Origin of the sequence: Pseudoalteromonas sp. P1-26 (genome assembly GCF_001401795.1) — a bacterium.
GTDB lineage: Bacteria > Pseudomonadota > Gammaproteobacteria > Enterobacterales > Alteromonadaceae > Pseudoalteromonas.
On the sequence record NZ_LKDX01000011.1, the window covers coordinates 23,068 to 47,056 of the forward strand.

A 23,989-nucleotide genomic window follows, 5' to 3' on the forward strand; every position below is an offset into this window, starting at 1 on the left:
GGTTTGCCAAATTATGTGGGGAAAAGTACTCGGTTTTTGTTTTGGCTTTATGTTTGGCAAATTTATAGGAGCCTTACTGGGCCTATACCTAGGCCATATGTTCGATCGCAGCTTAAAACAAGACTTTGATAAAGCAGGTGGTTTTTCTGGTTTGTTTAAAGGCGATGATATTAACGAGCGCCAAGCACTTTTCTTTTCTAGCTGTTTTGCGGTGATGGGGCATATCGCCAAATCGAATGGTCGCGTTAGTGAAACGCATATTCGTGCTGCAAGTCTGTTTATGGACGAAATGGGCTTATCGGGTGATGAGCGAAGAGAAGCACAAGATGCCTTTCGTAGTGGTAAAGAAAGCGACTTTTCATTAAAAGAAACCGTTCATGACTTTAAAGAGCGCTTTGCTCGACGCCATGATTTATTGCAACTGTTCCTCGAAATACAAATTCAAATGGCCTTTTCAGATGGCCACCTTGCAGAGCAAGAAAAGCAGCTATTGCAAGAGGTGAGCAAGCAGTTAGGTATTTCACGTACTCAGTTCGCATTTTTATTAAAACGCTACCAAGCTGAATTTGCATTTCGTCAGCAACAGCAGCGTTTTTATGAACAGCAACGTCAACAAAGCCAGCAAAATCGCAGTAGTCATAGTGAACAAAGAGGGCACAGTGTGCCACAAAATAATGGTATGAATCGCGCCCAAGCGTTGGCTCTTTTAGGCTTAAATAATGATGCTTCTGCGAGAGATATTAAAGTTGCTTATCGAAAGCTTATGGCTCAGCATCACCCCGATAAGCTGGTATCGCAAGGTTTACCAAAACATATGATGGAAGTAGCGGTAAAGAAAAGCCAAGATATTCAAGCGGCTTATGAGTATTTAAAAAAGGCGGCGTAAAAAGCCGTCTACTTCTTTAAGCAGTCGCTGGTGCTGCTCAGGCTCTGAAGGCACACCAAATAACTCTCTTTGACGGTAGTCATATTTAGCGTGTTTTCTTACCCAGCGTTTTCTGTCTTTTACACTTTGCAGCGTGTCAGGGTTACCCTCACTATAAAAAATATCCAGTAACGGTGGGCTGATAGTTGAAAGCGTGGCATTGAGATGCTGGTTACGAACACTGTTAGGTAAATAACTACCTAGGCTAATAAAAGCGTTTAGTTCGTTATTTGGAAAGCTAGCATAATGCTCTATCAATAGCCCCGCACTGGCACCTTGTGCCACCACAATAATATTGCCGCCTTCATCCATTGCACTGTTATACAAGGCATTGAATCTGGCAATTAGCTTTAATTTGTAATCATCAAGCACGGCTTCACTGATATTGGGCTCACCCGTAACAAAATGCGGCGCTTGTTGCGTTTGGGCTGGTGGAGCAGAAGCTGCTTGCTCATCGCTTTGTTCAACAGTTTGTGTTGACTCATGTTCAGAGCTCTCAGGTGACTCGGGCGTTGCCATATCGGCAGGATGCCAATCAATGTCAGGCATGGTCATGGCAAGGGTTGCATAGCCAATTTCGTTTAACTGCTTGCGCAAAAAGTTAATACCAGCATTATTAGTGGGTAAGTGTTGCCAATCAGGAATGATTAGCACAATGCCGCGTTGGCTCGCTGCCATCGATTGGCGATATAAGCTAATGAACTCATCTTCACCAGCAAGCAGGGTGCGTACTTCATCGCTAGGTAAAAAGCGTTGTATATCGTTAGTGACCAAACTTGACCAAGGGGTAGGTTTAATAAAATCGGCAGCGTTCACATTGCCCATCAACGCAAAACAGGCTGCGTAAAGTAAGCGATGTGCGGGTTTTAAATTCATGCCGATATTACCTGAGTCTTTAATTAAATCAGTTATTGATTAACTATCGGCAGTATTTATTAAATATTTAGCGAATTGTCTTAAAACTCAGGAGCGGCTTCAAAAATCAATGTTTCACCGCTGGCTGGGTGAGCTAAGGTTAGCATTTCAGCATGCAGTTGTAAGCGAGGGGCCATGGCGAATGCCTCGGGGTGAGCATACAACTTATCGCCTAAAATAGGGTGACCCAATGACAGCATATGCACACGTAGTTGGTGAGAACGCCCAGTAATAGGGGTAAGCTCAACACGAGTTGCATTCTGTTCATATTCAAGCACTTTAAAATGGGTTAATGACGGTTTGCCATTATCGTGATCAACCATTTGCTTTGGTCGGTTCGGCCAATCACAAATAATTGGTAAATCTACCGATCCAGTTTCTTGCTCAAGCTTACCAAATACACGAGCAATGTAGCGTTTTGCAGTTTTTCTATCTTGAAACTGAATGCTTAAATTACGATGCGCTTCTTTGTGCATAGCTAAACAAATAATGCCAGAGGTCGCCATATCAAGGCGATGAACAATTTTTGCCGTTGGAAAAACGCGATTAATGCGAGCAATAAGGCAGTCGGCGTGTTTTGGATCTTTTCCCGGCACAGTAAGTAAACCACTTGGTTTATTCACAATAAGCAAGTCATCGTCTTGATAAACAATACTTAAATAAGGTGTCATTGGGGGATTATAATTGAGTAACACAGCCAGCCTCGATGATATGCAAGTGCGCTATTTTAAAGGAGTATGAGCGCATACACAATGCCAGTGCTGGTTTTCGAGTAGCAGCTAAGATACAGTAAATTCAGCTATGGAGTTTAAATAAAAGGACAAGTGAATGTTTCGCCTTGGTTTAATTCGCAGTAAACCTTGTACACGTTGTGGCTTAGAAGTTAATGACCTTGAGCCAGAGTGTCCGCATTGTAAAGGCTTTTCAGACCTACAAGCAGTATATTTGAAGCAAGCTTACAAAGACGATTTAATACAAAGAAACAAAAGCTTAGCTAAGTTATTTTGCAAGCTAGCGGCAGTGGCCTCAATTATTACCCTAGTGGTGTTTTTTGTATAAAAAAACGCGATGTGAAAGCACATCGCGTTTGTAGTTTGAGTTTAGCTATTTAACGTTAGTGCGAAACGACAATTAAACGAATTGCATCCAGTTTAACTTGGGCTTTTTCGATGTAAGTCGTGAGTTCGCTACGTTGTTTATCAAAGAAGCTAAGCTCTTCATCACGAATATTCGGGTTGATCTGCTTAAGTGCCGTTAAACGAGCTTGCTCTTCACCAAGGGCAGTTTGCATTTTCTCTAGTGATTCAGCACGCAGTGCTTCTAGCTTGGTTTGTGCCATGCCTTGTGCGCTGGTGATCATTGGGTGAATGGCACTTTGTAGCGCGCTGGCTAATTTACTTGCCGTTTGGCGACCAACCGCAGACAACTGCTGATTGAAAGCGTCAAAAGCAACATTATCAGCCAGATTGTTACTGCCCTTATCTAATAAGATACGAATAGGCGTTGGTGGCAAGAAGCGGCCAACCTGAAGTGCTTTAGGCGCCATCGCCTCCGCAATGAAAATAAGCTCAACAAAGAAGGTACCAGCAGGTAGCTTTTTGTTTTTCAGTAACGCCACAGAGGCAGTACCAAAGTCATCATCACAAATCATGTCTAAGCTGCCTTGCACCATAGGGTGGTCCCAGCTGATGAAATGGGCGTCTTCTTGAGAAAGTGAAGTGCTGCGATCAAACGTTACTGTGATGCCATCATCTTTTAAGCATGGGAAAGATGGATTTAGCATGTGCTCAGTTGGTTTCAAGATAATGGTATTTTCACCCTTATCTTCTTGGCTTACCCCAAAGGTGTCGAACACATTGATCATATAACTTGGTAGCGTGAATTGATCGTCTAATTCTTCGATATCAGCTACAAGGCTTTCTGCTCGGCCTTGGCCACTTGAATGCAGCTCTAGTAAGCGGTCACGACCACTTTCCATTTGCTTACGAAGCTTGGCATTTTGACCAGCAACTTGTTCTAGAAGTGGGTCTAGCTCTTCTTCGTCGCAATTGTGTGCACCAATAAACTCAAGCAATTCTTCGCCATACTCTTTATACAGCATTTGCCCTGTTGTCGATGTTGTTTCAAACGCATCTAAGCCTTCGTTGTACCAACGTAATAACACTTCTTGTGCGGTGTTTTCAAAATACGGCACGTGAATGTTTACGTCTTGAGTTTGACCAATACGGTCAAGACGACCTATACGTTGCTCAAGTAAGTCTGGATTAAGTGGTAAATCAAACAATACTAAGTGATGCGAGAATTGGAAGTTACGACCTTCAGAACCAATTTCAGAACAAAGTAGAATTTGCGCGCTGTCGTACTCGTCGGCAAAGTAAGCCGCTGCACGGTCACGTTCAACAATCGACATGCCTTCATGGAAAACAGAGGCTTTAATTGCTTCACGCTCACGTAAAATCTGTTCTAGGCTAAGTGCGGTTTCGGCTTTAGCACAGATAAGCAGTACTTTTTCGTGTTTAAGGGTTTTTAAGGTTTCGATTAACCAATCAACACGTGGGTCAAATGCGCCCCAGCTAGCATTTTCACCTTCAAACTCTTGGAAGATCTTTTCAGGGAATAGAGCGCGAAGTGCCGTTAGTTCAGCATTTTGAATGCCGCCCATGTTACCCAGTACCGACATCGCCGTTTTATATTGTTTAGGCATTGCCATAGGGTATGCATGAAGTTTACGGCTTGGGTAACCATCAATACCGCTGCGGCTATTTCTAAATAAAATACGACCCGTACCATGGCGGTCCAGTAGCATTGATAAAATTTCGTTGCGCGCCGTTTCATCACCTTGCTCCGCTTTCGCTAAAAGGTCAGTAATGTCGGTTTCTTTTAATAGCTCTTTTAATGTTGCACGAGATGCATCATCAAGGCCTTTTTCACCCAGTAATTGATTAGCAGCTTCAGCAACTTCTTTGTAGTTACTTTCTTCTTCAACAAACGCATCGTAGTCGTAGAAACGATCTGGGTCGAGTAATTGTAAGCGGGCAAAGTGACTGCGGTGACCAAGTTGATCTGGCGTTGCAGTTAATAAGATAAGGCCCGGAATGTCTTGGCTTAACTCTGCCATGCGTTGGTATTCAGTGCTTGGCTTACCATTATTGATACTTAAATGGTGCGCTTCATCAACAACCAATAAATCCCAATCAGCTAGGGTTGCTTGCTCAAACCAGCGCTTTTTCTTGCTTAAGAACTCAAGGCTAGTAAGTACTAACTGTTCTGTTTCGAATACGTTTGGAGAGTCTGCGAATGCTTCATCACAACGTTCTTCATCAAAGATTGAAAAACGTAAGTTAAAGCGGCGTAGCATTTCTACTAACCACTGATGCTGTAAGTTTTCAGGCACAACAATCAATACGCGGCTAGCACGGCCACTGATGATTTGTTGATGTAAAATCATACCTGCTTCAATGGTTTTACCTAAACCCACTTCGTCAGAAAGTAATACGCGTGGTGCAAAACGTTTACCCACTTCTTGTGCAATGTAAAGCTGATGTGGAATAAGGTTTGCGCGCTGACCAATTAAACCTTTTAAAGGGGATTGTTGGCGCTCAAACTGGTGCTGCCAAGTTTGGTAGCGAAGCGTGTAGCGGTCAAAACGGTCCACTTGACCTGCAAATAAACGGTCTTGTGGTTTATTGAATTTGATAAAGTGATCTAAAAAGGTTTCTTTTAACTGCGCTTTTTCACCATTATCAACGCGAATGCCGTGATAGCATAGTAACTCGCCTTGCTCTTCAACAGACTCGACTTCTAATTCCCACTCTTCAACGCTGCGAATAATATCACCTGGATTAAATGCGACACGAGTAACAGGTGCTTCTGTTAAAGAATAAACTCTGTTTTCTCCACTGGCTGGAAATAAAATGCTGACCTGACGGCCTTCAAGGGCAACAACGGTGCCTAATCCTAAATCTGACTCAGTATCACTGATCCAACGCTGACCTAAGGAAAAATTCATGTATGTCTCGTCTATGAAGAAAAAAGGCGGCTATGTTACCTGTAACGCCATGCTACTTCAAGGCAGTAAACTCGCCGCACACAATTAAATTTAGTCAACCTTTTTAAGCCATTATTAACGGTAAAAATTGTATGTATTTTAACCAGTTAAATAATTGTATATTTGTTTGTCATAAAAAGGACTTTTGTCGTAAATAGACTAAACTGAGTATATACCTGACGAATAAACCATAGCTTCATCCGCCGCTTGTTTAGTTTATTGGGTATAGCATAAAAATCATAAAACGTAAGGAAAGTGCTATGGAAAAAGCTTCGAACCTTGATAGTAAAATGTATGTGCTCGATACCAATGTATTACTCCACGAACCCCTCGCTTATTTATCTTTCCAAGAACATGATGTTGTTATCCCCATGACAGTATTAGAAGAGCTCGACCACATTAAAGATAGGAAACATGACGTTAGCCGTGACGCCCGTGTTGCTATTCGTGGTTTAGATGAAGTGTTAAAGGACGCTTCGCCAGAGCAAATGTTGCAGGGGGTCGCGCTTCCTAGTAACAAAAAGGCTAAATCAGAATCTCGTGGCCGCTTAATTATCGTTAATGACCATTTATTTGCAGACAGTATTTCGGGGTTACCGGGCAACGAAAACGACCACCGCATCATCAATTGTGCTGTTCATTTACAGAAGCAACACAGCGATAGCAAAGTGGTGCTTGTCACTAAAGACATCAATATGCGCCTAAAAGCGAAAGGGGCAGGGCTTAAATTTGTTGAAGATTACAGAACAGACCAATTAATTGACGACATAGCATTGCTTACAAGCGGCTATAAAAAAATTGAAGGTGATTTTTGGCAACAGGTTGGAGAATGCGAAACAGAGCAGCAAGGCCGAGATACCTATCATCATGTGGCTAAAAGCACGATTAGCGATGTGTTCTGTAATGAATATATTTTAGATGAAAGCGACCACTTTGCGGCTCGAGTAACAAGCTACGATGATAAACACATTACTTTAAAGGATATTAGTGTTGAGCGCTTGATGAGCCATACCGCTTGGGGGGTTAAGCCAAAAAATGTTTATCAAGGGATGGCACTTGATGCGCTACTTGACCCAAGTATTGAATTGGTGATTTTAACTGGTCCTGCCGGCTGTGGTAAAACCTTGCTCGCTCTTGCTAGTGCCCTCGAAATGATTATAGAAAAAGGTATTTACGATAAAGTGATTGTTACTCGCAATACCCCAGAAATTGCTGAATCAATTGGCTTTTTACCTGGCACTGAAGAAGAGAAAATGGCGCCGTGGTTAGCTGCTATTACCGATACCTTAGAAGTGCTGCATAAAGGAGATGAAAATCCAATTTCGAGTCGTAATTACATTATGGAAAAAGCCAACGTACAGTTTAAATCAGTAAACTTTATGCGCGGCCGTAGTATTCAAAACGCGGTTGTTATTTTGGATGAAAGTCAAAACTTAACCGCTTCACAGCTGAAAACCATTATTACTCGCTGCGGTGAAGGCACTAAACTCATTTGCTCAGGTAACTTGGCGCAAATTGATAGTAACTACCTCACGCCAGTTACCTCAGGCTTAACCTATATTGTTGAACGTTTTAAAGATTTTCAGGGCAGTGCTACCGTTAATTTAAACGGTGTGGTACGTAGCCGCTTAGCCAGCTTTGCTGAAGAAAATTTATAACTTGCCAGTATTCCTATGCCTCGTTAACCTAGCTGTTATCGAGGTAAGGTACTTATAAGCCAGTGAATTTTTTACCGTTAAAGCATTATTATCGCTCTTTGGCAGTGGCACTTATTGTGCCGCTGCTGGTGGCGTTTTTTTTGTGTTTACACTTATATAATTTAAAACTTGAGCGGGCGATAGAAAGCAGGCAAAACGGTTTTAATAATATTTCAGCTCAGCTTAGCCATGCTATGCGTGCCGCAGATGGCCTTATAGACACCATGTTCAAGCTATATGAGCAGCCACTTTCTTATGATTTTGATCCTAGTTGGGCACGCAATGTGAATCAATACGATCACTATTACTACCAAAGTGTGGGCGATGGAGTGGGGGAGATAGTCGGGCAAGGAAAGTTTGCCTCAACCGCTTACGCAATTAATCAATGGCGACGAGTTATTGCCCTCGGTCCCTCGTTTAATACCACGCTGTCGCTTATTCAATCTTTAGAAGCGGTTGCTTATGTTAATGAGCAAGGCTTTGTTTATATTAAGCGCCGTAACACAGCAAAAAGTGAATTTCTGACCAGTGTGTTAGATAACAAATTTCGACCTTTATCAATCAATAGCAACAAGCTTGCTTCGAGCTCTGTATTGACGATTAATGGCCATGCCTACTTTGCTATTGGCAAGCAACGAGCCGCTAATAGTCGTGATTACATTGTGTTGATTTATGACCTTAAAGCAATTTCTAACTGGTTAAAAAAAATAGCGCCTAACTATGGTGAGTATATTTTTATAAACCGAGATAACCAAGTCATTGCCAGCTCAAAGACAGAGCCTAATACTGCCATAAGTGCCAGCGAGCATTGGCCGAATGTCGCGATAGATATGAGCAAGAATAACCACAGTCATTTAGTGCAAGAAGCAACAAACTTACCTATTTACACTCGTTTCTATGAATCAAAGCAAGCCCTGAGTGAACCTGTAGGCTACGACATCTTTTTAGAATTCGCATTTTTGAGTGTGTTTTTAGTGATGATGTTCAGCGCTGTTTTTTGGTTGAGTCAGCGCATTTTTGTAAAACCAATGACGCACTTAATGAATTATCTTGAGCAGCATGATGAAGGCAAACAAGCGTTAGTTCATTATCGTATTCCTGTTGATTGGCAGCCTTGGTTCAGCCGTGTGAAAAAGGTGTTTAGCCGTAATGAAGAGCTCGTTCAGTCGTTACAAGAGGCAAATAAAACGCTTGATTCGCAAGTACAGGTAAAGTCTAAACAATTGCGCCGTAGTATTGATGCGAAAGAGCGTCATTTAGCGCTATTAAATACCATGCTCAATAACGTACCTGACCTAATTTATTTTAAGAATATTGATGGCTCGTTTTTAGGCTGTAATAAGGCGTATGAGCGCTATATCGGCTTGCCACAAGAGAAGTTAGTAGGGCAGCAATTATGTGATATTAGCGATGATAATGGCGAGTTAAACGAGCTTGAAAAGCAAGTACTCAAAGACCGCCAAGCTTATCAAAAAAGATTGACCACAGAAGATAACAGTTATCTATTTAGCATCGTGCCATTTTACAACGAACATCAGCAATTTCTTGGCACTATGGCAATTGGTCGTGATATTACCGAGCAGCATAATGCGCTCAATGCATTACAAAGCTCCGAAGCGAAATTACGTAGTGCCATGGAGTATGCCGCTAATGGGGTGCTGTTGGTATCGCTTGACGATCAGGTGCTGCAAGCAAATAAAGCGGCACGCAAAATCTTTGCAATTGAAAACGCCAATGACCTCAAACTAATAGACTTATTTGCTGAGACGTCTTATCAGACATTAAAAAATACCCTGACAGAGCTGTTGCATGAGAAGAAAAAAGTGTATCACTTTAGCCTTGAGCAGCAAGAGCTACAGCGCTGGCTACAAATTAGTGTGTCATTAGTTTGGAATGCCGAGCAAACACCTGATTACTATGTTGTTCATGTACAGGATGTGACGGACTTAGTAAAAGCAAAAGATGACGCTGAACGGGCAACATTAGCTAAGAGTCGCTTCATTGCAAACCTTAGTCATGAAATACGCACACCACTCAATGCTGTACTAGGCTTAATTGATGTCATCGCTTTACAAGGTTTAACACAGCCGCAGCGTAATCATGCCGAACAAGCAAAATCAGCAGCCAATAGCTTGCTTACTTTACTAAATCGTATGCTTGACTTTGCCCGCGCTGAAAGCTCACAAGTACAACTTAATAAAGCCCCTTTTAGTGTGCCTGATTTAATCGACTACTGTCAGGGAATAACAGCCCCTTTATGCGCAAATAAAGATATCGAGTTTAAAGTCGAATGCGATAAAAGCATTAGCGATAACTTAGTGGGTGATCAAATTTGCTTGCAGCAAGTACTGGCTAATTTACTGACCAACGCTGCCAAATTCACCGAACAAGGCACAGTGACATTAAACTTAATGCTGGTGGAAGAGTCAGCTGAGCAGCAACTCATTTGCTTTACTGTTAAAGACACGGGCATTGGTATTAGCAAGGCAGATCAAAGCCGCTTATTTGATGCATTTACTCAAGGTGATGAATCATTAACGCGCTCTCATCAGGGCGTTGGCTTAGGCTTAGCGATTGTTAAGTACGAAGTTGCGCTAATGGGAGGCGAAATTAAGCTGGAAAGCGAAAAAGGTAAAGGCAGTGAATTTTGCTTTTGCTTACAGCTAGATAAAGCCGCGGAGCCTGTGAAAAAAGAACTGGTTTCATTGCCTTCTAGTACTGATTTATCTGGCATGTTAGTGCTGGCTGTGGATGATAACCCGCTTAATTTAAGCATTATTAAAAGTATTTTAGAGCAAATTGATGTCACCGTTGTGTGTGCACACAGTGGTGAAAAAGGCATTGAACTGGCAAATAGCTTAAGGCCCGATCTCATTTTTATGGATATTCAGATGCCAGAAATGGATGGTTGTCAGGCAACGCGTATTATTCGTCAGTCATTTACCAAAGAACAAATGCCGATTTACGCACTCACTGCACACAGTGAAAGCGAAGATATTGAGCATTCAATCGCGGCGGGTATGAATAAGCATTTAACTAAACCGATTGTTGCTAGTAAGTTGTTTTTAGCAATGAGTGAACTTGATAACACAAAAGAAGTCTTTTTTGATCAAGCTTTTATACTGTCTCAGTTTGCAAACAATACTAAGTTAGTATTAACTATGTTGTCGAAGTTTGCGACTATGGCAGCAGAGCAGTTATTACAAATCTCTACATTAAAAACTACCGATGAGTTGGTCCGTGTGGTTCATAATGTAAAAGGGTCAGCCGGAAATCTCGGTTTTAAGCGATTGTCAGCGTGCGCTCAGCAATGTGAAGCTAGGCTTAAAGCAGATGGCGAACTGCCCGAACAATTAAATGATGAGTTGCAATGGCAAATAAAACAGGTCATCGCATTTATCATCGAACAAGGATCTACTGATGTTGAAAAGAGCCAAGGTACTGATTGTTGATGACGATCCGTTAAACCGCTTGGTATTAGAGAAAACATTGCAGCAAGACTATGATGTTTTTTGTGTTGAGAGTGGCGAAAAAGCACTGACGTTTTTAAAAACGCAAACTGTTGATTTGTTGATCTTGGATATTGTAATGCCCGGCATTGACGGCTACGAAGTGCTTACTAAGTTAAAAGAAAGCGCGACTACCAGTATGCTGCCTGTAATATTTATTTCTGCCAATACCAGCCATGATGACGAAGCGAAGGGCCTTGAATTAGGCGCGATGGACTACATCACTAAACCATTTAGTGCTGCTATCGTGCGTGCTCGAGTGCGTAATCAGCTGCTGATCAAACAAAAAAATGACTTACTCGAAATGCTCGCCTCAATTGATGGCTTAACAGAGATCCCAAACCGACGTTATTTAGATGAAAATTTAGCGCGAGAGTGGCGTCGTTGCCGTCGAGATCAAACCCCGCTATCTGTGTTATTGATGGATGTTGATCACTTCAAGCGTTACAACGATTGCTATGGTCACCGAGCAGGTGATGATTGCTTAAAACAAATTGCTCATGCCTTAGTCGGGGCGTGTGAACGAGGCAGTGACTTTGTTGCTCGTTATGGTGGTGAAGAGTTTGCTGCGGTGTTGCCCAATACTTCAGCTAAAGAGGCTATGTCGTTTGCAAATAAACTGCGCAATGCGGTGAATGATTTAAACATCCCACATAAAGCGTCGCTAAATGCCGACCATGTCACAATTAGTATTGGTATTGCGACCACAGAAAATGGTCAGGTTTATGCAGAACAAACCTTACTTGAAGAAGCTGATTTAGGTCTTTATCAGGCTAAAGACGCCGGGCGAGATCAGATAGTATCGAGAATGATCGCAGTAAATGAACATGAGTAGGCAAAGCCTACTCATTCGTTTCAAATTATTTATTAACCATTGCTAAGTGATTTATAAATCGTATCACCTACGCCAATTAACTTATCATTTTTAAATACGAGTGGCGTACACTCGTCTTTAGTCATCTTGCCATCAGAGTGAATACTATGCGTTGCATAGAATAATACTTGGTAAACATCATCACCTTGCTTTAATAACTCGGTAAAGTTAGGTGTATTTAGTTTGTTTAATACAGTTTGGTAGCTCGTATCTAATGCAAGATTAGAAATCACTTCACGGTTATTTTTATGCTGTTTTTGCCAGCTAGAAGAGTTACCAGCCCAATGTGTGTCGGCTTCACCGTCAGAAACAGCAATGACACAACCAGTTAAAAATGGAGCTGTTAGCGCGGCAATAAGAAGTGCTTTTTTCATGTTATTTTATCCCGAAGAAATTGTTTTATAGTTATTCACTTAATAGCAAACTGCTTGCCAAACTTGTAAATCACAACTAAATCAATTGCTTAGGTTGTGTTTGGTCAATGAGCTAAGTAATAAATTACTAATTACTTAGCTCTATTGACTAATAAATTGCGGTTTAGACCAACCTGTTACGTGTTTCGCCTTGATTAAATGCTTGGATATTTAACGCAATTTCGTTAACTAAGCGCACAATAGATTCTTGGCTCGCCCATGCAATGTGTGGAGTAAGTAATAAGTTTGCACCTTTGTATAGTGCCAGCGGGTTTTCTTGCTCTGCGGGTTCTTTACTGAGTACATCAACACCGGCTCCGGCAATAATATTATTAGCTAATGCATCAGCTAAATCGGCTTCATTGATGATCCCACCACGAGCAGTGTTAATGATGATAGCTGACGGTTTCATCATGCTTAATTCTGCCGCAGCGATTTGGTTGCGCGTTTCATCAGTAAGCGGGCAGTGAACACTAATGATATCGGCTGTGGTTAGGGCATCATTGAAACTAACACGACCTTCACGAGGCGTTTGGCCTTTTCGTTCACTAATGATGACATTGGCACCAAAGGCGCGTGCTACATCGGCAACGGCTTTACCCAGTGAGCCATAGCCAACAATAGCCAGTGTTTTGCCGGCAATTTCATTAAAGCTGTAATCTAAACGGCAAAACATAGGGCTTTGCTGCCATAAGCCTTGCTGGCAATCATTAATGTATCTGTGAGTATTGCCCAGTAAATTAGTGATGAGAGTAAAGGTATGCTGCACCACACTCGGTGTTGAATAGCCCGCTACATTTGTCACTGCGATGTTATGTTCTTTGGCTGCACTTAAATCAATGTTGTTAGTCCCTGTCGCTGCAACACATATTAATTTTAAATTAGTTAATTTGCTCATGGCGTGCTGATCAATCACCACTTTATTACTGATAACGATATCGGCATCTTGGCAGCGCTCAACAACCTGTTCTTTAGCGGTTAAATCGTAACAGGTTAATTTACCTAATTGCGCTAAGGCATCTAACGAAGTGTTGGCTAATGTCGCTGCATCAAGGACAGTAATATTCATGTGCTTTCCTTTTTTAATTTATTGCTTGACCTTGGGGTGTACTCCAAGGTTTATAGTGAGCATAATAAATAAACGCTTCACAATGGAGACGGTGATGAAAATAGGTGAGTTTGCCCGTCAGTTGGGTGTCTCAACAGATACGCTACGGTACTACGAAAAGCATGGTTTGTTAACGCCTAGTTCGCGTTCAGACGTGGGATATCGTTTTTATTCTGAGAATGACTATAAACAAATGGCGTTTATTCTCAGAGCAAAGAATGTTGGCTTTAGTCTGGCTGAGATCAAAGAGCTACTGCAAATTAAGTTTCATAAAGATCAGCATTCTTGTCATGAAGTTAAAGAGATGACGATACAAAAACGTGATCTCGTTGCACAACGAATTGCAGAGCTTACTCGCTTTTATGACTCACTATCATTATTAGCAGATAAATGTTGTGGCGGAGAAGAGCCTGCTGAAAACTGTTCAATACTAACGACGCTGGAGGATATCGATGGACTTACTCAATAATTTTTGGCATCTGTTTTTACTTTCAGCGCCTTGGTTAATGTTGGGCTTATTCATAGCTGGTCTTCTCAATGTGTATTTGCCTGCTAACTTTCTTAACCGGCATTTAGGCAAAGAAGGGTTATGGACCACAGTTAAAGCAGCCTTTATTGGTGCCCCAATGCCCTTGTGCTCATGTGGTGTGATCCCTGCGGCCATTGGTTTAAGAAGGGCAGGGGCGTCAAAAAGTGCTACCACAGCATTTTTAGTTTCAACCCCTGAAACTGGGGTCGATTCGGTTTCGGTATCTTATGTGTTGCTTGGCCCATTTATGGCGGTAATACGTCCTATTGCCGCCGTGTGCAGTGCCATTGTGGCCGGTGTATTAGTGGGGAAAGACAGTGAACTTCATCAGCATCAAAATACAGCATCAGATGAAAAAGACTCAGAATCAACATCTTGTTGTAGCAGTAAACAGCCTGAGCCTGTGACTACAGCGAGTTGTTGTAGCAAAGAGGCATCTACTAAGCCCGCACAAAGTTGTTGTAGTAAGCAATCACCTCAAGAACTTGAGCCTGCTAAAACAACAAGTTGTTGTAGTAGCAAGGAATCGCAACCAACACAGGAGCCGCAACACAGTTGCGCAACTGAAAAAGCAGCACCTTCGCAGAAAAGCTGTTGCAGCACTGAGCAGTCAACTAAAGCCGTTGAAAGTCGTTTTAACAAACTGAAACGCGCGGTGAGCTTTAGTTGCAACAAGCTGCTTGAAGACACCATGATTTGGCTAATGATCGGTTTATTTTTTGCTGCTCTAGTTCAAACTTATGTACCAGAATCTTATTTAAGCCAATGGGGTAATGGCATTCTGGCGATGCTGGTGGTTATTTTAATCAGTATTCCTATGTATATTTGTGCTACTGCATCGACACCTATTGCGGCAGGCTTATTACTCAGTGGTGTCTCTCCGGGGGCGGTGCTAGTGTTTATGTTAGCAGGGCCGGCAACTAATATTGCAACACTTGGTGTGGTTGGTAAAGAGCTTGGCAAGCGTGCGGTATTTGCCTACTTAATAGGGGTGATTGGCACGGCGCTAGCATTTGGCTTTTTAACCGATTATTTAGTGGCGCAATATGGTTTTGTGGTGGCGCCGATGATGGGCGAAGAGCATGAAGTTCTACCACATTGGTTAAGCCTTGTGGCAGGTATTGTGTTGGCAATTTTAATGCTTAGATTACTGCTAAAAATGGTATTAAAAAAGGCGTCGCAAACTGGTAAGAGCATTGCTTAATTATTTGTTATAGATATATATTTTCTACATTAATTGGCATTTAATTTGGTTAACTATCGCGTCTCGGTTCGCATTTAAAATTGCCTGAGTTATAATCCGCCAATTATTTTTAACGGCACGCTCAGCGTGCCGTTTTTTAACTTAAGTAGTTTTTAATGAGTGAAAGTGTGGATAAATACGCCGACATAAGACCTTACAATGATGATGAAGTAGCTGATTCAGTAGCGCGTTTGATTGCTGATAATGCCTTTGTAGATGTAATCGCTAAGTATAACCTACCGCGCTTTTTATCGAACTTCCCATTTATTACTCGCCCATTAGTGCGCAGTCAGCTGCGTAAAAAGTGGGGCAACACCGCATCGGTTGAGCAAGTTCAGCATGAAGTGGCTGATTATTTAAATAAACTAATCACCCGTACGACTTCAGAAGTAACGTTTTCGGGCATCGATAAACTAGACCCAAAACAAGCTTACTTATTTATCTCTAATCACCGCGATATTGTGCTTGATCCTGCGTTGGTGAATTGGGGCTTGTTCAAGCACAACATGCCGACAGTTCGCATCGCAATTGGTGATAACTTGCTGCAAATTCCTTATATCACTGAGTTAATGCGTTTAAACAAGAGCTTTATTGTAAAGCGCTCAGCGAAAGCTCCAAAAGAGATGCTTAAAGCATTGTCGCAGCTGTCTGCTTATATCTATGACTCACTTGCTGAAGGCCACTCAATTTGGATAGCGCAAAAAGAAGGCCGAGCAAAAGACGGTTTTGATCAAACAGATCCTGCCTTACTTAAAATGTTGCAGTTACAAGGTCGTAAGCAGAAAAAAGAATTTGCTGAGTACGTACGCGAATTAAAAATTGTGCCAGTGTCTATCTCTTATCAATACGAGCCATGCGCGATTGCAAAAGCGAAAGAGCTTTATCATAAACAGCAACATGGTCAGTATGTGAAACAGCAAGGTGAAGATATTGCTAGTATTGTTGAAGGTTTTAGTACAGCTAAAGGGCATGTACATTTAGCGTTTGGCGAACCAATTGAATCGGGCTGCGAATCACCTGAAGAGCTGGCAAAAACCATTGATCAGCAAATTGTTGATTCGTTTTTCTTACACCCTGGTAACTACATAGCGGGTGGTTGTACGCAAGCTGTGATTGACGAAAAAGATGCTGCAGCTTTTAACGAGCGACTATCAAAAGTGCCAGAGGAGCTAAAACCTTTGGTATTAGCTATGTATGCTAAACCTTTTCATCGTAAAGCAGAACTTGCCACAAGCGAATCTGAGTAAGCGAAACAATTATACCAATCCGCAATAATACTTAATCATTTTGAGGGATTAAACCTGTCGCTACCTGCGTTAAAAATTTCTCATTTAGAACAACTAAATAACGAAATTTTTTCCTTGTTATCAACAAGGTTTTCTTGCCTCAAAATAAACTACTTAATTAAGCGAATTGGTATTAGTTTAAGAAGCCACTTTTTAAAGTGGCTTTTTTTATGGTTAATTTTCAGGCTATACTTTTAATATTCTTTATTAACCGGCATTTGTGATGCAACAAATTGAAATATTTGAAATTCCAAGCCCTTGCAAAGGGATATGCCAAGTTAATAACCGAGGCTATTGTAAAGGTTGCTACCGCAGTCGTGATGAGCGCTTTTATTGGAATAAGTTTACCAATGCAGAAAAACGTAAAGTCATTAGCTTATGCCAACAGCGCTATAAACGTTTCCTTCAGAAAAAACAGCAGGCAGAGCAGCAACAAACAAATCCTGAGCAAGGCGGTTTTGATTTTTAAAATTTACTGAGGTTGTATTTCGATTTTAAAAATTGCACCGTGCCGTTTTCATCAAGCTTTTTAAGTACTTTAGTCAGTTGCGGAATTATCGCTTTATGCCGTTTATGCACAAAGTGAAAGCTCTGCATCGGCATTAAAACCTGTTTATGAAAGGCTGTTTGATCAAACCCCGGATGCTTAGTCGACAATAAAAAGTCTAGTAATATTGTCCCTTCAACACGTTTTTGCGTGAGTAAATTAAGCTGCGCAGTGACATTTCTAACCTTGATCACATCGCCTGCAAATGGGTGGTTATCGATATAACTCTGGGCTGCCGGGTAGCTTGACTGAATTGCTAACGATTTAAGCTGTTCATATTGGCATTGTCGGCAATTTTTCAGTAGCACTAGATTAAAATCAAAAAGCGCATAGTCTACTTTCAATAAATTAGGATAATCGTCTTTAACATCGGCAATGCGCCCTAGTTGCCCATCGAGCACACCCTGGTTTGCAGCAACCAGCGCATTTTGATGATTAAAATCGATTATATGGATCTCATAGCCAATTTCTTTGTATGCCATTTTCATTAAATCAATAACATAGCGAGCTTGTGGTGTATCGGCGGGGCGATTAAAGATCAGTAAATTAGTGCTGGCACTACTTGAGAAGCAAAAAAACAGCAAAAATAAGGCAAATCTGTGACTCAGATACTTCGACAACGTGCGTTCCTTGCGTACATAAATTGCTCGTTAATTTACTGATATGTGTTTCCAAAATCAAGCTTATCCGTGGGCTTTTTAAGCTAATAAAAGGGATTAAAGCCTGTTAATTTTGTTATACTTGCAAAATCAAAAATTTATTGCTGAGAAAGTATGAGTTTCAATTTATGTAAATTGCCACGAGAGCAAAAATATCAAATTCAATTGGATTACGAAGCGTCTTTTTGGGCTTATCAAATAAAGCGCGGTAAGAACACTCGCGAAGGTGTTTACACTGCAATAAATAATCGCCCTATGTCTGAGCAAGCTTTTCTTAAGCAGCAATTTGAGCATTACCTTTCGTTAATGAGCTAACCATGGCTGTGTTTAGATTTTGTTTACTTGAGCCAATTAAAACGCCGTTAGTAAACAAATTTTATGATAAACACAAGGCTCGTGGTCGAGCGAGCAAAGCTGACCAAGTATGGGTTGCTTACAAAGAAACAGAAATAATTGCAGCATGCCGAGTCCAAAACCATGCAGGGCTGTTATTTTTGTCTACCCTTTATGTTGATGAAGTATGGCGGGGTCAAAAAATAGCCTCACAATTACTTGCGGCTGTCACCGCCGCACAAAAAGGGACAGTTTTTACCTTCGTGTACCAAAATCTGATTGATTTTTATCTACAAAATGGGTTTAACTATGCATTAACATTACCCAATTCTTTGCAATCGTTGTTTGAGGTATATGCGCATCGAAACGTAGTTGCGATGCACTTTACGCGTGACACAGTGCCAAGTTAGCAATTTGGAACGTCAATGACTAAGTTCTTCTCCAGTATAGCGTTATTTTTTATTTTGACCTGTGGCTTGTTTAGCCATCCCGCTATCTCTCAGGTAAAACGTTTATCAACCAGTGAAGGCTTATCGCAAAGTTATGTAAACACTATGCTTATCGATAACAGTGGCTACTTGTGGTTATCGACTGAAGGTGGCCTCAATCGCTACGATGGTTATCAGGTGGTTCATATCAAAGGTCCTAATGGTGAGCTTGAAGATGCCATCATTGACCGTATTTACCAAGATCCACAAGGCTATATCTGGATAGCTTCACTACAAGCGGGTTTATTCCGCTATGATCCCACTTCCGATACTTATCAGCAGTTTATTGCTAAACCAACCACTGAAGAGCAAATTTTTATTGAGTCGGTGTTTAGCATGGTAGCTGTTGATGACAAAACACTTTGGCTAGGGCGAGGCTGGGATTTTGCCAAACTAGACTTAGAAACGAAAAAAATCACCTCTATTTTTGAAATTCCTGACCGAGTTAAAAGCAGCGTTATTCGAGAGCTTTTCGCGTACCAAGGTTATATTTTTATGGGCACCAGTAATGGTGCTTATGTCTATGAGCTAGCATCAGGAAAAGTCCGTAAGCTTGAACATTTGCAAAATGAGCCAAGTCATATTTATCAAAATTATGTGAAATCGTTCGCTATTATCAATGAACAAACATTGCTAGTGGGGGCTGTTAGAGGCCTTTATCAGGTTGATATTAGCAATTTAAAAGCAATGTTTGATACCCCTGATATCGCCTTCAAAAATAAAACACTCATCAGTGAATTAAATATTTGGAAAATTATTCCAGAGGCTAACTCTATTACGCTTGGCACTGACAAAGGGTTATTTGAATATAACCCTGAAACGGGTGAGTTAGCTAAGAATATGCGCTTAAAAGAAAGTGGTTACACACTAGCTGACACCAGCATTATTGATATTGTGAAAGACCGCTCAGGTGGAATGTGGTTGGCAACCAAAAATGATGGGGCATTTTATCAGTCATACGATAATTACAATTTTATTAATGTGACAGCCAATTCATTAACAGGCGATGGGCTATCTCACCACTCAATTTGGAGTATCACTGAGTTTCAAAATCGTCTCTGGCTTGCCACCCATAATGGCCTAACAGCGGTTGATTTAGAAACCTACGAAAGTGAAGTGTTTTTAAAAGATTATCAGGTCGACCTGATTACTACTGAATTCAGTATTTACCAAATCATGCCCTATAAAGATAAATTATGGCTGCACACTAATCGCGGTATTTTAAGCTTTGATCCGAAAACAGGGCAGGCCACGCCAGTCAAAGCCGCAAATCCTGAGAATCAGGTTTTAATCAACGATTGGGTGCATGGCATATTGTTGATGCCATCGGGGGATCTTTACTATGTTCATCCTGATTACGGCATGTTTGTTTATAATATCGATAGCCAAAAAGTGACCCGACTAGGCGGCAAGTTTGATGAGTTTGAGCCGTTTTTAGCCTACGGATTTTTACCAGCGTTGTCGTCAAACCCAAAAGCGCCATTATTTTATAACGCGGGTATTTTGTATCAAGTTGATCCCGAAACTTACGAGCTTTCGACGATATATAAAGTGCCTGAACAGCATGAAAATGTTGCTGTGAATGTGATGTCTTACATCATAGATAACAACAATGTGTTGTGGTTATCGCTTTCAAACTTTGGCTTAATCGGCTTAGACGCCAGCACTTACGAGCATATTTATACCATCGATCTTGAGAAGAATAAGTTAGGTACCTTGTTATACGACATGGTACTTGATGAAGCGGGTATGATATGGATGAGTAGTCACAAAGGGCTTTGGCGACTGAACCCAGATAATCTGCACTTTCAGCAATTTACTGGCTCAGAAGGGTTATTCTCAACCGAGTTTAATAGTGGTGCATTTACTAAGCTTGAGTCAGGGCAAATTGTCTATGGTACGCTAAAAGGCTTTACCTACTTTTACCCTATGGATAACCACTATCAGCAAGCTTTAATTGATCACGTAAATATTACTAACCTTGATTTGATGTCGCGCGATTTACCCGCTGAGCTAAAACAGCCTATCGATAGTGTCGTTCTTGAGCATGATGATATAGGCCTTGAAGTTGCCTTTTCTGCGATGGCATTTAACTATCAAGAACGTATCATTTATGAATACCAGCTAGGTGATGGTCAAAAAACTTATACCCGCAATAACAACCGAGTACTCTTCCCAAAACTCAGTGCAGGAAAATACCACCTTAAGGTATGGGCAAAAGATCCATTAACCGGAGAGTTAACGCCGCCCGCTATTTTGAATATCGAAGTGAAATACCCACCTTGGCGTGCACCTCACTTTATTGTTTTATATGTGATTTTGGTTGCACTGTTTGTTGCTGCTTGGGTGTTTAGGCGTAACCGTATGCAACAAATATTACTAGCCGCCCATAAAGAGAGTAAAGAGAGTGAAGCACGATTGAAGCTTGCTCTTGAAGGCAGCCATTCTGGAGTATGGGATTGGTCATCGCAAAGCCCGATTATTTATCAACCGCGTCTTAAAAATGAGTTAGGTTATGAAACTGATAGCGTAAATTTAGATGATTATTTAGCAAAGATTCACCCACATGATAAACAAACTTTCCGGTTAGAGTGGTTAGAGTTTTTATCTACACAAAAAGGCTATTTCAATTGCACTTACAGACTACGTCATGCTGATGGTAATTGGCGTTGGTATAAAGACTTTGGCAAAGTGGTTGAGTGGCAAGACAGCGCCCCTGAAAAAGTAGCGGGCACCTACACAAATATGACCCGAGAGCTGGTATTTGAAGAAAATGCCCGTTTGTTTGGTGCGGCATTTGAACAAACTCGCGACTGGGTGTTCATCTTAGATAAGAATCTGCGTATTCGCGCTACCAATAAGTCATTCCAAGATGCCTTTGGCTTTCCAGCAGAGCCTCGCTCTAGTCGCTCGCTCACACTGGGTATGCCTATATCAACTCGTATCCATTACTTACGCATTATGCAAAAGCTTGAATCGGGTGAGCACTTTTCAGCCGAAGATGTTGTTGAAGTTGCTGGCGGTGAAAAGCGCCAAGTATTAATAAAAATAAGTGCGGTTGCAGGCAATAATCGCCAACTTGATAGCTATGTGATTATAGTTACTGATATTAGCGCGCAAAAGCTGGCTGAAAACGAGCTGCATCTACTGGCCAACTACGATGCTTTGACGGGACTACCAAATAAAACCTTGTTCAACGACCGAGTCGTTCACGCTATTGAACAAGCTGATTACCATCAAACAAAAGTGGCGTTATTAAACGTTAATATTAAGCGCTTTAAGCACTTTAATGATTCGCTAGGCCGTGAAGAGTCTGATGAATTAATTAAGCGTGTTGCTAAGCGTTTAAAACAGGTGTTGCGTCCACAAGATAGCGTGGCACGTTTCGATGGTGACGAGTTTGTGATCCTTGCCGAAGATTTTAAACAGCTTGATGAGTTACTGCTGTTATGTGCAAAAGTGATGGATTGTGTCGATACTCATATTGAATTGAGCCAGCAAGCTGTAAAAGTGAACCTTAGCGTAGGTGTTGCTGTTTACCCTGATGATGCAAAGGACACCAAAGCCTTATTAAAAGCCTCTAATGTGGCACTGTACCACGCGAAAAGTCATGTCGAAGGCTGTTATCAGTTCTATAAGCAAGAAATGAACTTACAAGTGCAGCGTACTTTGCATCTTGAATCACAGTTAAGTAAAGCTTACCAAGAACATGAGTTTTGTAATTTTTATCAGCCAATTGTGAGCGCTGAGACTCGCCAAGTGGCGGGGCTTGAAGTGTTGTTACGTTGGCCGAGTAATGATGAATATAAACCAGAAGACTTTGCAAATGCAGCAGAAAGCTCCGGGCTAATTACCAAAATTATGCTGCAGACTCTATCAAGAGCATTGATTGAGCTGCGCCAATGGCGTACCACGCATCCTGATTTATATATTTCGATTAATCTCTCTGCCCTTGATTTTGAAAGCGAAAATCTGGTTGAGAAAATACATCAATCAATAAGTGCAATTAAAGTTCCTGCGAGCGCGTTAGTGTTTGAGATCACCGAATCAGTGATGATGCATGACTCAGATAAAGCGCAGCAAAGTATGGAAAAACTCAAAGCCCTAGGCTGTCGTATTTATATGGATGACTTTGGAACGGGTTATGCCTCACTGACCTATTTGAAACGTTTTCCGGTTGATGTGCTGAAAATAGACAAAAGCTTTGTTAATGACATTGGTATTGATAAAGGTGATGAAGCGATTATCAATTCAACGCTTACTCTGGCAAAAAGCTTGGGTAAAGAGTGTGTAGCAGAAGGGGTTGAGAACCGCACGCAATTGCAGTTCTTACGCTCTTTAGGCTGTGAGTATTTCCAAGGTTACCTGTTTAGCAAACCTGTGGCAGGTGATGAGGTGAAGGCGCTTTTAGATACCCAGTGGGATGATGAATTTTCAGGGTAAAGCGAAAACTTTACCCTTTTCGTTAATCTTGGCGTTTACCACAGTGGCGGCAATACAGATTGCGATTGCGGTTTTTAAGCTCGTTATGAATCGCTTTATTCGCCTCTTGCTGACTTAAACCCAGTTTATACCGTAAGTTTTCTAAGTGCTCTTCTTCAACAGGCGATAAGTGCCCATCTTCAACGGCTTCATGCACTGCATCGGTAAACACTTGTCTGCGTTTACGTAACTGCTCAGAAAAGCTTGAGGCTAATAAACCAGTTGGAATAGCCACCATGCCCATACTTACCAGTGTTATAGCACCACCAAATAAACGACCAAGGGGAGTCACAGGCACGACATCGCCATAACCAACGGTTGTTAATGTCACCATTGCCCACCACATTGCAGCAGGGATAGAGCCAAATTTATCTGGCTGTACATCGTGTTCAATTAAGTAAATACCGCATGAAGCAATAATCAGCACTACGGCCATAATAAAAAAAGCCGCAAGCAGTGAGCTGCTTTCTTCTTTGAACGAGTTTAATAACAGCTGCATCGCCCTTGAATAGCGTGTCAGCTTGAAGATACGCATTAACCTAAGCACTCGCAAGAAGCGTAAATCAACACTCACAAAGACCATCAGAATGGTGGGTAAAATCGCTATAAGATCAATCAGCGCCATGGGCGAAAAGAAATACTTAATACGAATTTTTGAATTTGTTAACGGGCTTTCTTTATGCACGCTTTTATCTACACAGCACCAAAGCCTGAGCACATATTCTAAGGTAAAGATACCGACAGAAATCAGCTCGATCATTAAAAATTCGTGATGATATTGCTTTGCTAAAGGGCCGACTGACTCCAACACAATCGCCACCACATTAATCATGATCAACGACATTAAAAACACGTCGAGAGCGCGTCCTATACGTCGATATTTACCGTTACCTTCAAAAACTCGTGCAGTGTAATTTCTTAAACGATGCAAAA

The 23,989-nt window shown here is 41.4% G+C and carries 19 protein-coding genes; 12 read left to right on the forward strand and 7 right to left on the reverse strand.

What is annotated here, in order from left to right; translation table 11 throughout:
- Positions 1–13 precede the first annotated feature (13 nt).
- Complete coding sequence (djlA, locus tag AN394_RS07795) at positions 14–886, forward strand: co-chaperone DjlA (RefSeq protein ID WP_055021170.1); 873 nt, start codon at positions 14–16, stop codon at positions 884–886.
- Here the strand turns inward: djlA and AN394_RS07800 are convergent.
- Together AN394_RS07800 and rluA are read right to left on the reverse strand one after the other, a co-directional pair.
- Positions 869–1,801, reverse strand: coding sequence for a DUF3530 family protein (locus AN394_RS07800; protein WP_055021171.1), 933 nt, complete (start codon positions 1,799–1,801; stop codon positions 869–871). The two genes, djlA and AN394_RS07800, sit on opposite strands and share 18 nt — an antisense overlap.
- Positions 1,802–1,881: 80 nt before the next feature.
- The gene (gene rluA, locus AN394_RS07805) at positions 1,882–2,535 is read right to left on the reverse strand and encodes a bifunctional tRNA pseudouridine(32) synthase/23S rRNA pseudouridine(746) synthase RluA (protein WP_082422956.1); all 654 of its coding nucleotides are present in this window, start codon (positions 2,533–2,535) and stop codon (positions 1,882–1,884) included.
- 133 nt (positions 2,536–2,668) lie between these two features.
- Between rluA and AN394_RS07810 the strand changes: the two genes are divergently transcribed.
- Complete coding sequence (locus tag AN394_RS07810; RefSeq protein ID WP_055021173.1) at positions 2,669–2,899, forward strand: hypothetical protein; 231 nt, start codon at positions 2,669–2,671, stop codon at positions 2,897–2,899.
- A 55-nt stretch (positions 2,900–2,954) separates the two neighbouring features.
- On the opposite strand, the gene rapA is transcribed toward AN394_RS07810, so the two are convergent.
- Positions 2,955–5,849 (reverse strand): RNA polymerase-associated protein RapA, encoded by a 2,895-nt coding sequence (gene rapA / locus AN394_RS07815; protein ID WP_055021174.1) that lies wholly within the window; start codon positions 5,847–5,849, stop codon positions 2,955–2,957.
- A 299-nt stretch (positions 5,850–6,148) separates the two neighbouring features.
- Here rapA and AN394_RS07820 point away from each other — a divergent pair, with 299 nt between their 5' ends.
- The 3 genes from AN394_RS07820 (at position 6,149) to AN394_RS07830 (ending at position 11,929) form a co-directional block, all read left to right on the forward strand.
- Entirely contained in the window at positions 6,149–7,546 is a 1,398-nt protein-coding gene (locus tag AN394_RS07820; RefSeq protein WP_055021175.1) for a PhoH family protein, read from the forward strand.
- Between the two features lie 62 nt (positions 7,547–7,608).
- Positions 7,609–11,037 carry a response regulator gene (locus AN394_RS07825; RefSeq protein ID WP_055021176.1) on the forward strand — a complete coding sequence of 1,143 codons (3,429 nt, stop codon included), beginning with the start codon at positions 7,609–7,611 and terminating at the stop codon, positions 11,035–11,037.
- Positions 11,006–11,929, forward strand: a complete 924-nt coding sequence (locus AN394_RS07830; protein WP_054562760.1) for a diguanylate cyclase — start codon at positions 11,006–11,008, stop codon at positions 11,927–11,929. The genes AN394_RS07825 and AN394_RS07830 overlap by 32 nt, the downstream gene beginning before the upstream one ends.
- Before the next feature lie 32 nt (positions 11,930–11,961).
- Here the strand turns inward: AN394_RS07830 and AN394_RS07835 are convergent, their stop codons facing one another.
- The gene (locus tag AN394_RS07835; RefSeq protein WP_054562759.1) at positions 11,962–12,342 is read right to left on the reverse strand and encodes a DUF3192 domain-containing protein; all 381 of its coding nucleotides are present in this window, start codon (positions 12,340–12,342) and stop codon (positions 11,962–11,964) included.
- A gap of 163 nt (positions 12,343–12,505) precedes the next feature.
- The gene (locus AN394_RS07840; protein WP_055021177.1) at positions 12,506–13,450 is read right to left on the reverse strand and encodes a D-2-hydroxyacid dehydrogenase; all 945 of its coding nucleotides are present in this window, start codon (positions 13,448–13,450) and stop codon (positions 12,506–12,508) included.
- A gap of 94 nt (positions 13,451–13,544) precedes the next feature.
- Here AN394_RS07840 and zntR point away from each other — a divergent pair, with 94 nt between their 5' ends.
- The 4 genes from zntR (at position 13,545) to AN394_RS07860 (ending at position 17,016) form a co-directional block, all read left to right on the forward strand.
- Positions 13,545–13,958, forward strand: a complete 414-nt coding sequence (gene zntR / locus AN394_RS07845) for a Zn(2+)-responsive transcriptional regulator (protein ID WP_082401639.1) — start codon at positions 13,545–13,547, stop codon at positions 13,956–13,958.
- Entirely contained in the window at positions 13,942–15,222 is a 1,281-nt protein-coding gene (locus AN394_RS07850; protein ID WP_055021178.1) for an SO_0444 family Cu/Zn efflux transporter, read from the forward strand. The genes zntR and AN394_RS07850 overlap by 17 nt, the downstream gene beginning before the upstream one ends.
- A 155-nt stretch (positions 15,223–15,377) precedes the next feature.
- The gene (locus tag AN394_RS07855) at positions 15,378–16,508 is read left to right on the forward strand and encodes a 1-acyl-sn-glycerol-3-phosphate acyltransferase (protein WP_055021179.1); all 1,131 of its coding nucleotides are present in this window, start codon (positions 15,378–15,380) and stop codon (positions 16,506–16,508) included.
- A gap of 262 nt (positions 16,509–16,770) precedes the next feature.
- Positions 16,771–17,016 carry a DUF1289 domain-containing protein gene (locus AN394_RS07860; protein ID WP_055021180.1) on the forward strand — a complete coding sequence of 82 codons (246 nt, stop codon included), beginning with the start codon at positions 16,771–16,773 and terminating at the stop codon, positions 17,014–17,016.
- Here the strand turns inward: AN394_RS07860 and AN394_RS07865 are convergent.
- Positions 17,013–17,714, reverse strand: a complete 702-nt coding sequence (locus AN394_RS07865; protein ID WP_235575491.1) for a transporter substrate-binding domain-containing protein — start codon at positions 17,712–17,714, stop codon at positions 17,013–17,015. The genes AN394_RS07860 and AN394_RS07865 overlap by 4 nt on opposite strands.
- A 153-nt stretch (positions 17,715–17,867) precedes the next feature.
- Here AN394_RS07865 and AN394_RS07870 point away from each other — a divergent pair, with 153 nt between their 5' ends.
- From AN394_RS07870 to AN394_RS07880, 3 genes are read left to right on the forward strand one after another with little or no spacing between them, the layout of a single operon-like run.
- Positions 17,868–18,068, forward strand: a complete 201-nt coding sequence (locus tag AN394_RS07870; RefSeq protein ID WP_036966037.1) for a DUF3283 family protein — start codon at positions 17,868–17,870, stop codon at positions 18,066–18,068.
- A 2-nt stretch (positions 18,069–18,070) separates the two neighbouring features.
- Complete coding sequence (locus tag AN394_RS07875) at positions 18,071–18,496, forward strand: GNAT family N-acetyltransferase (protein WP_055021181.1); 426 nt, start codon at positions 18,071–18,073, stop codon at positions 18,494–18,496.
- A 15-nt stretch (positions 18,497–18,511) separates the two neighbouring features.
- Entirely contained in the window at positions 18,512–23,017 is a 4,506-nt protein-coding gene (locus AN394_RS07880) for an EAL domain-containing protein (RefSeq protein WP_055021182.1), read from the forward strand.
- Positions 23,018–23,039: 22 nt separating this feature from the next.
- On the opposite strand, the gene AN394_RS07885 is transcribed toward AN394_RS07880, so the two are convergent.
- Positions 23,040–23,987: an ion transporter gene (locus AN394_RS07885; protein WP_055021183.1), complete on the reverse strand. Its 948-nt coding sequence runs from the start codon at positions 23,985–23,987 to the stop codon at positions 23,040–23,042.
- Between the last annotated feature and the right edge of the window lie 2 nt (positions 23,988–23,989).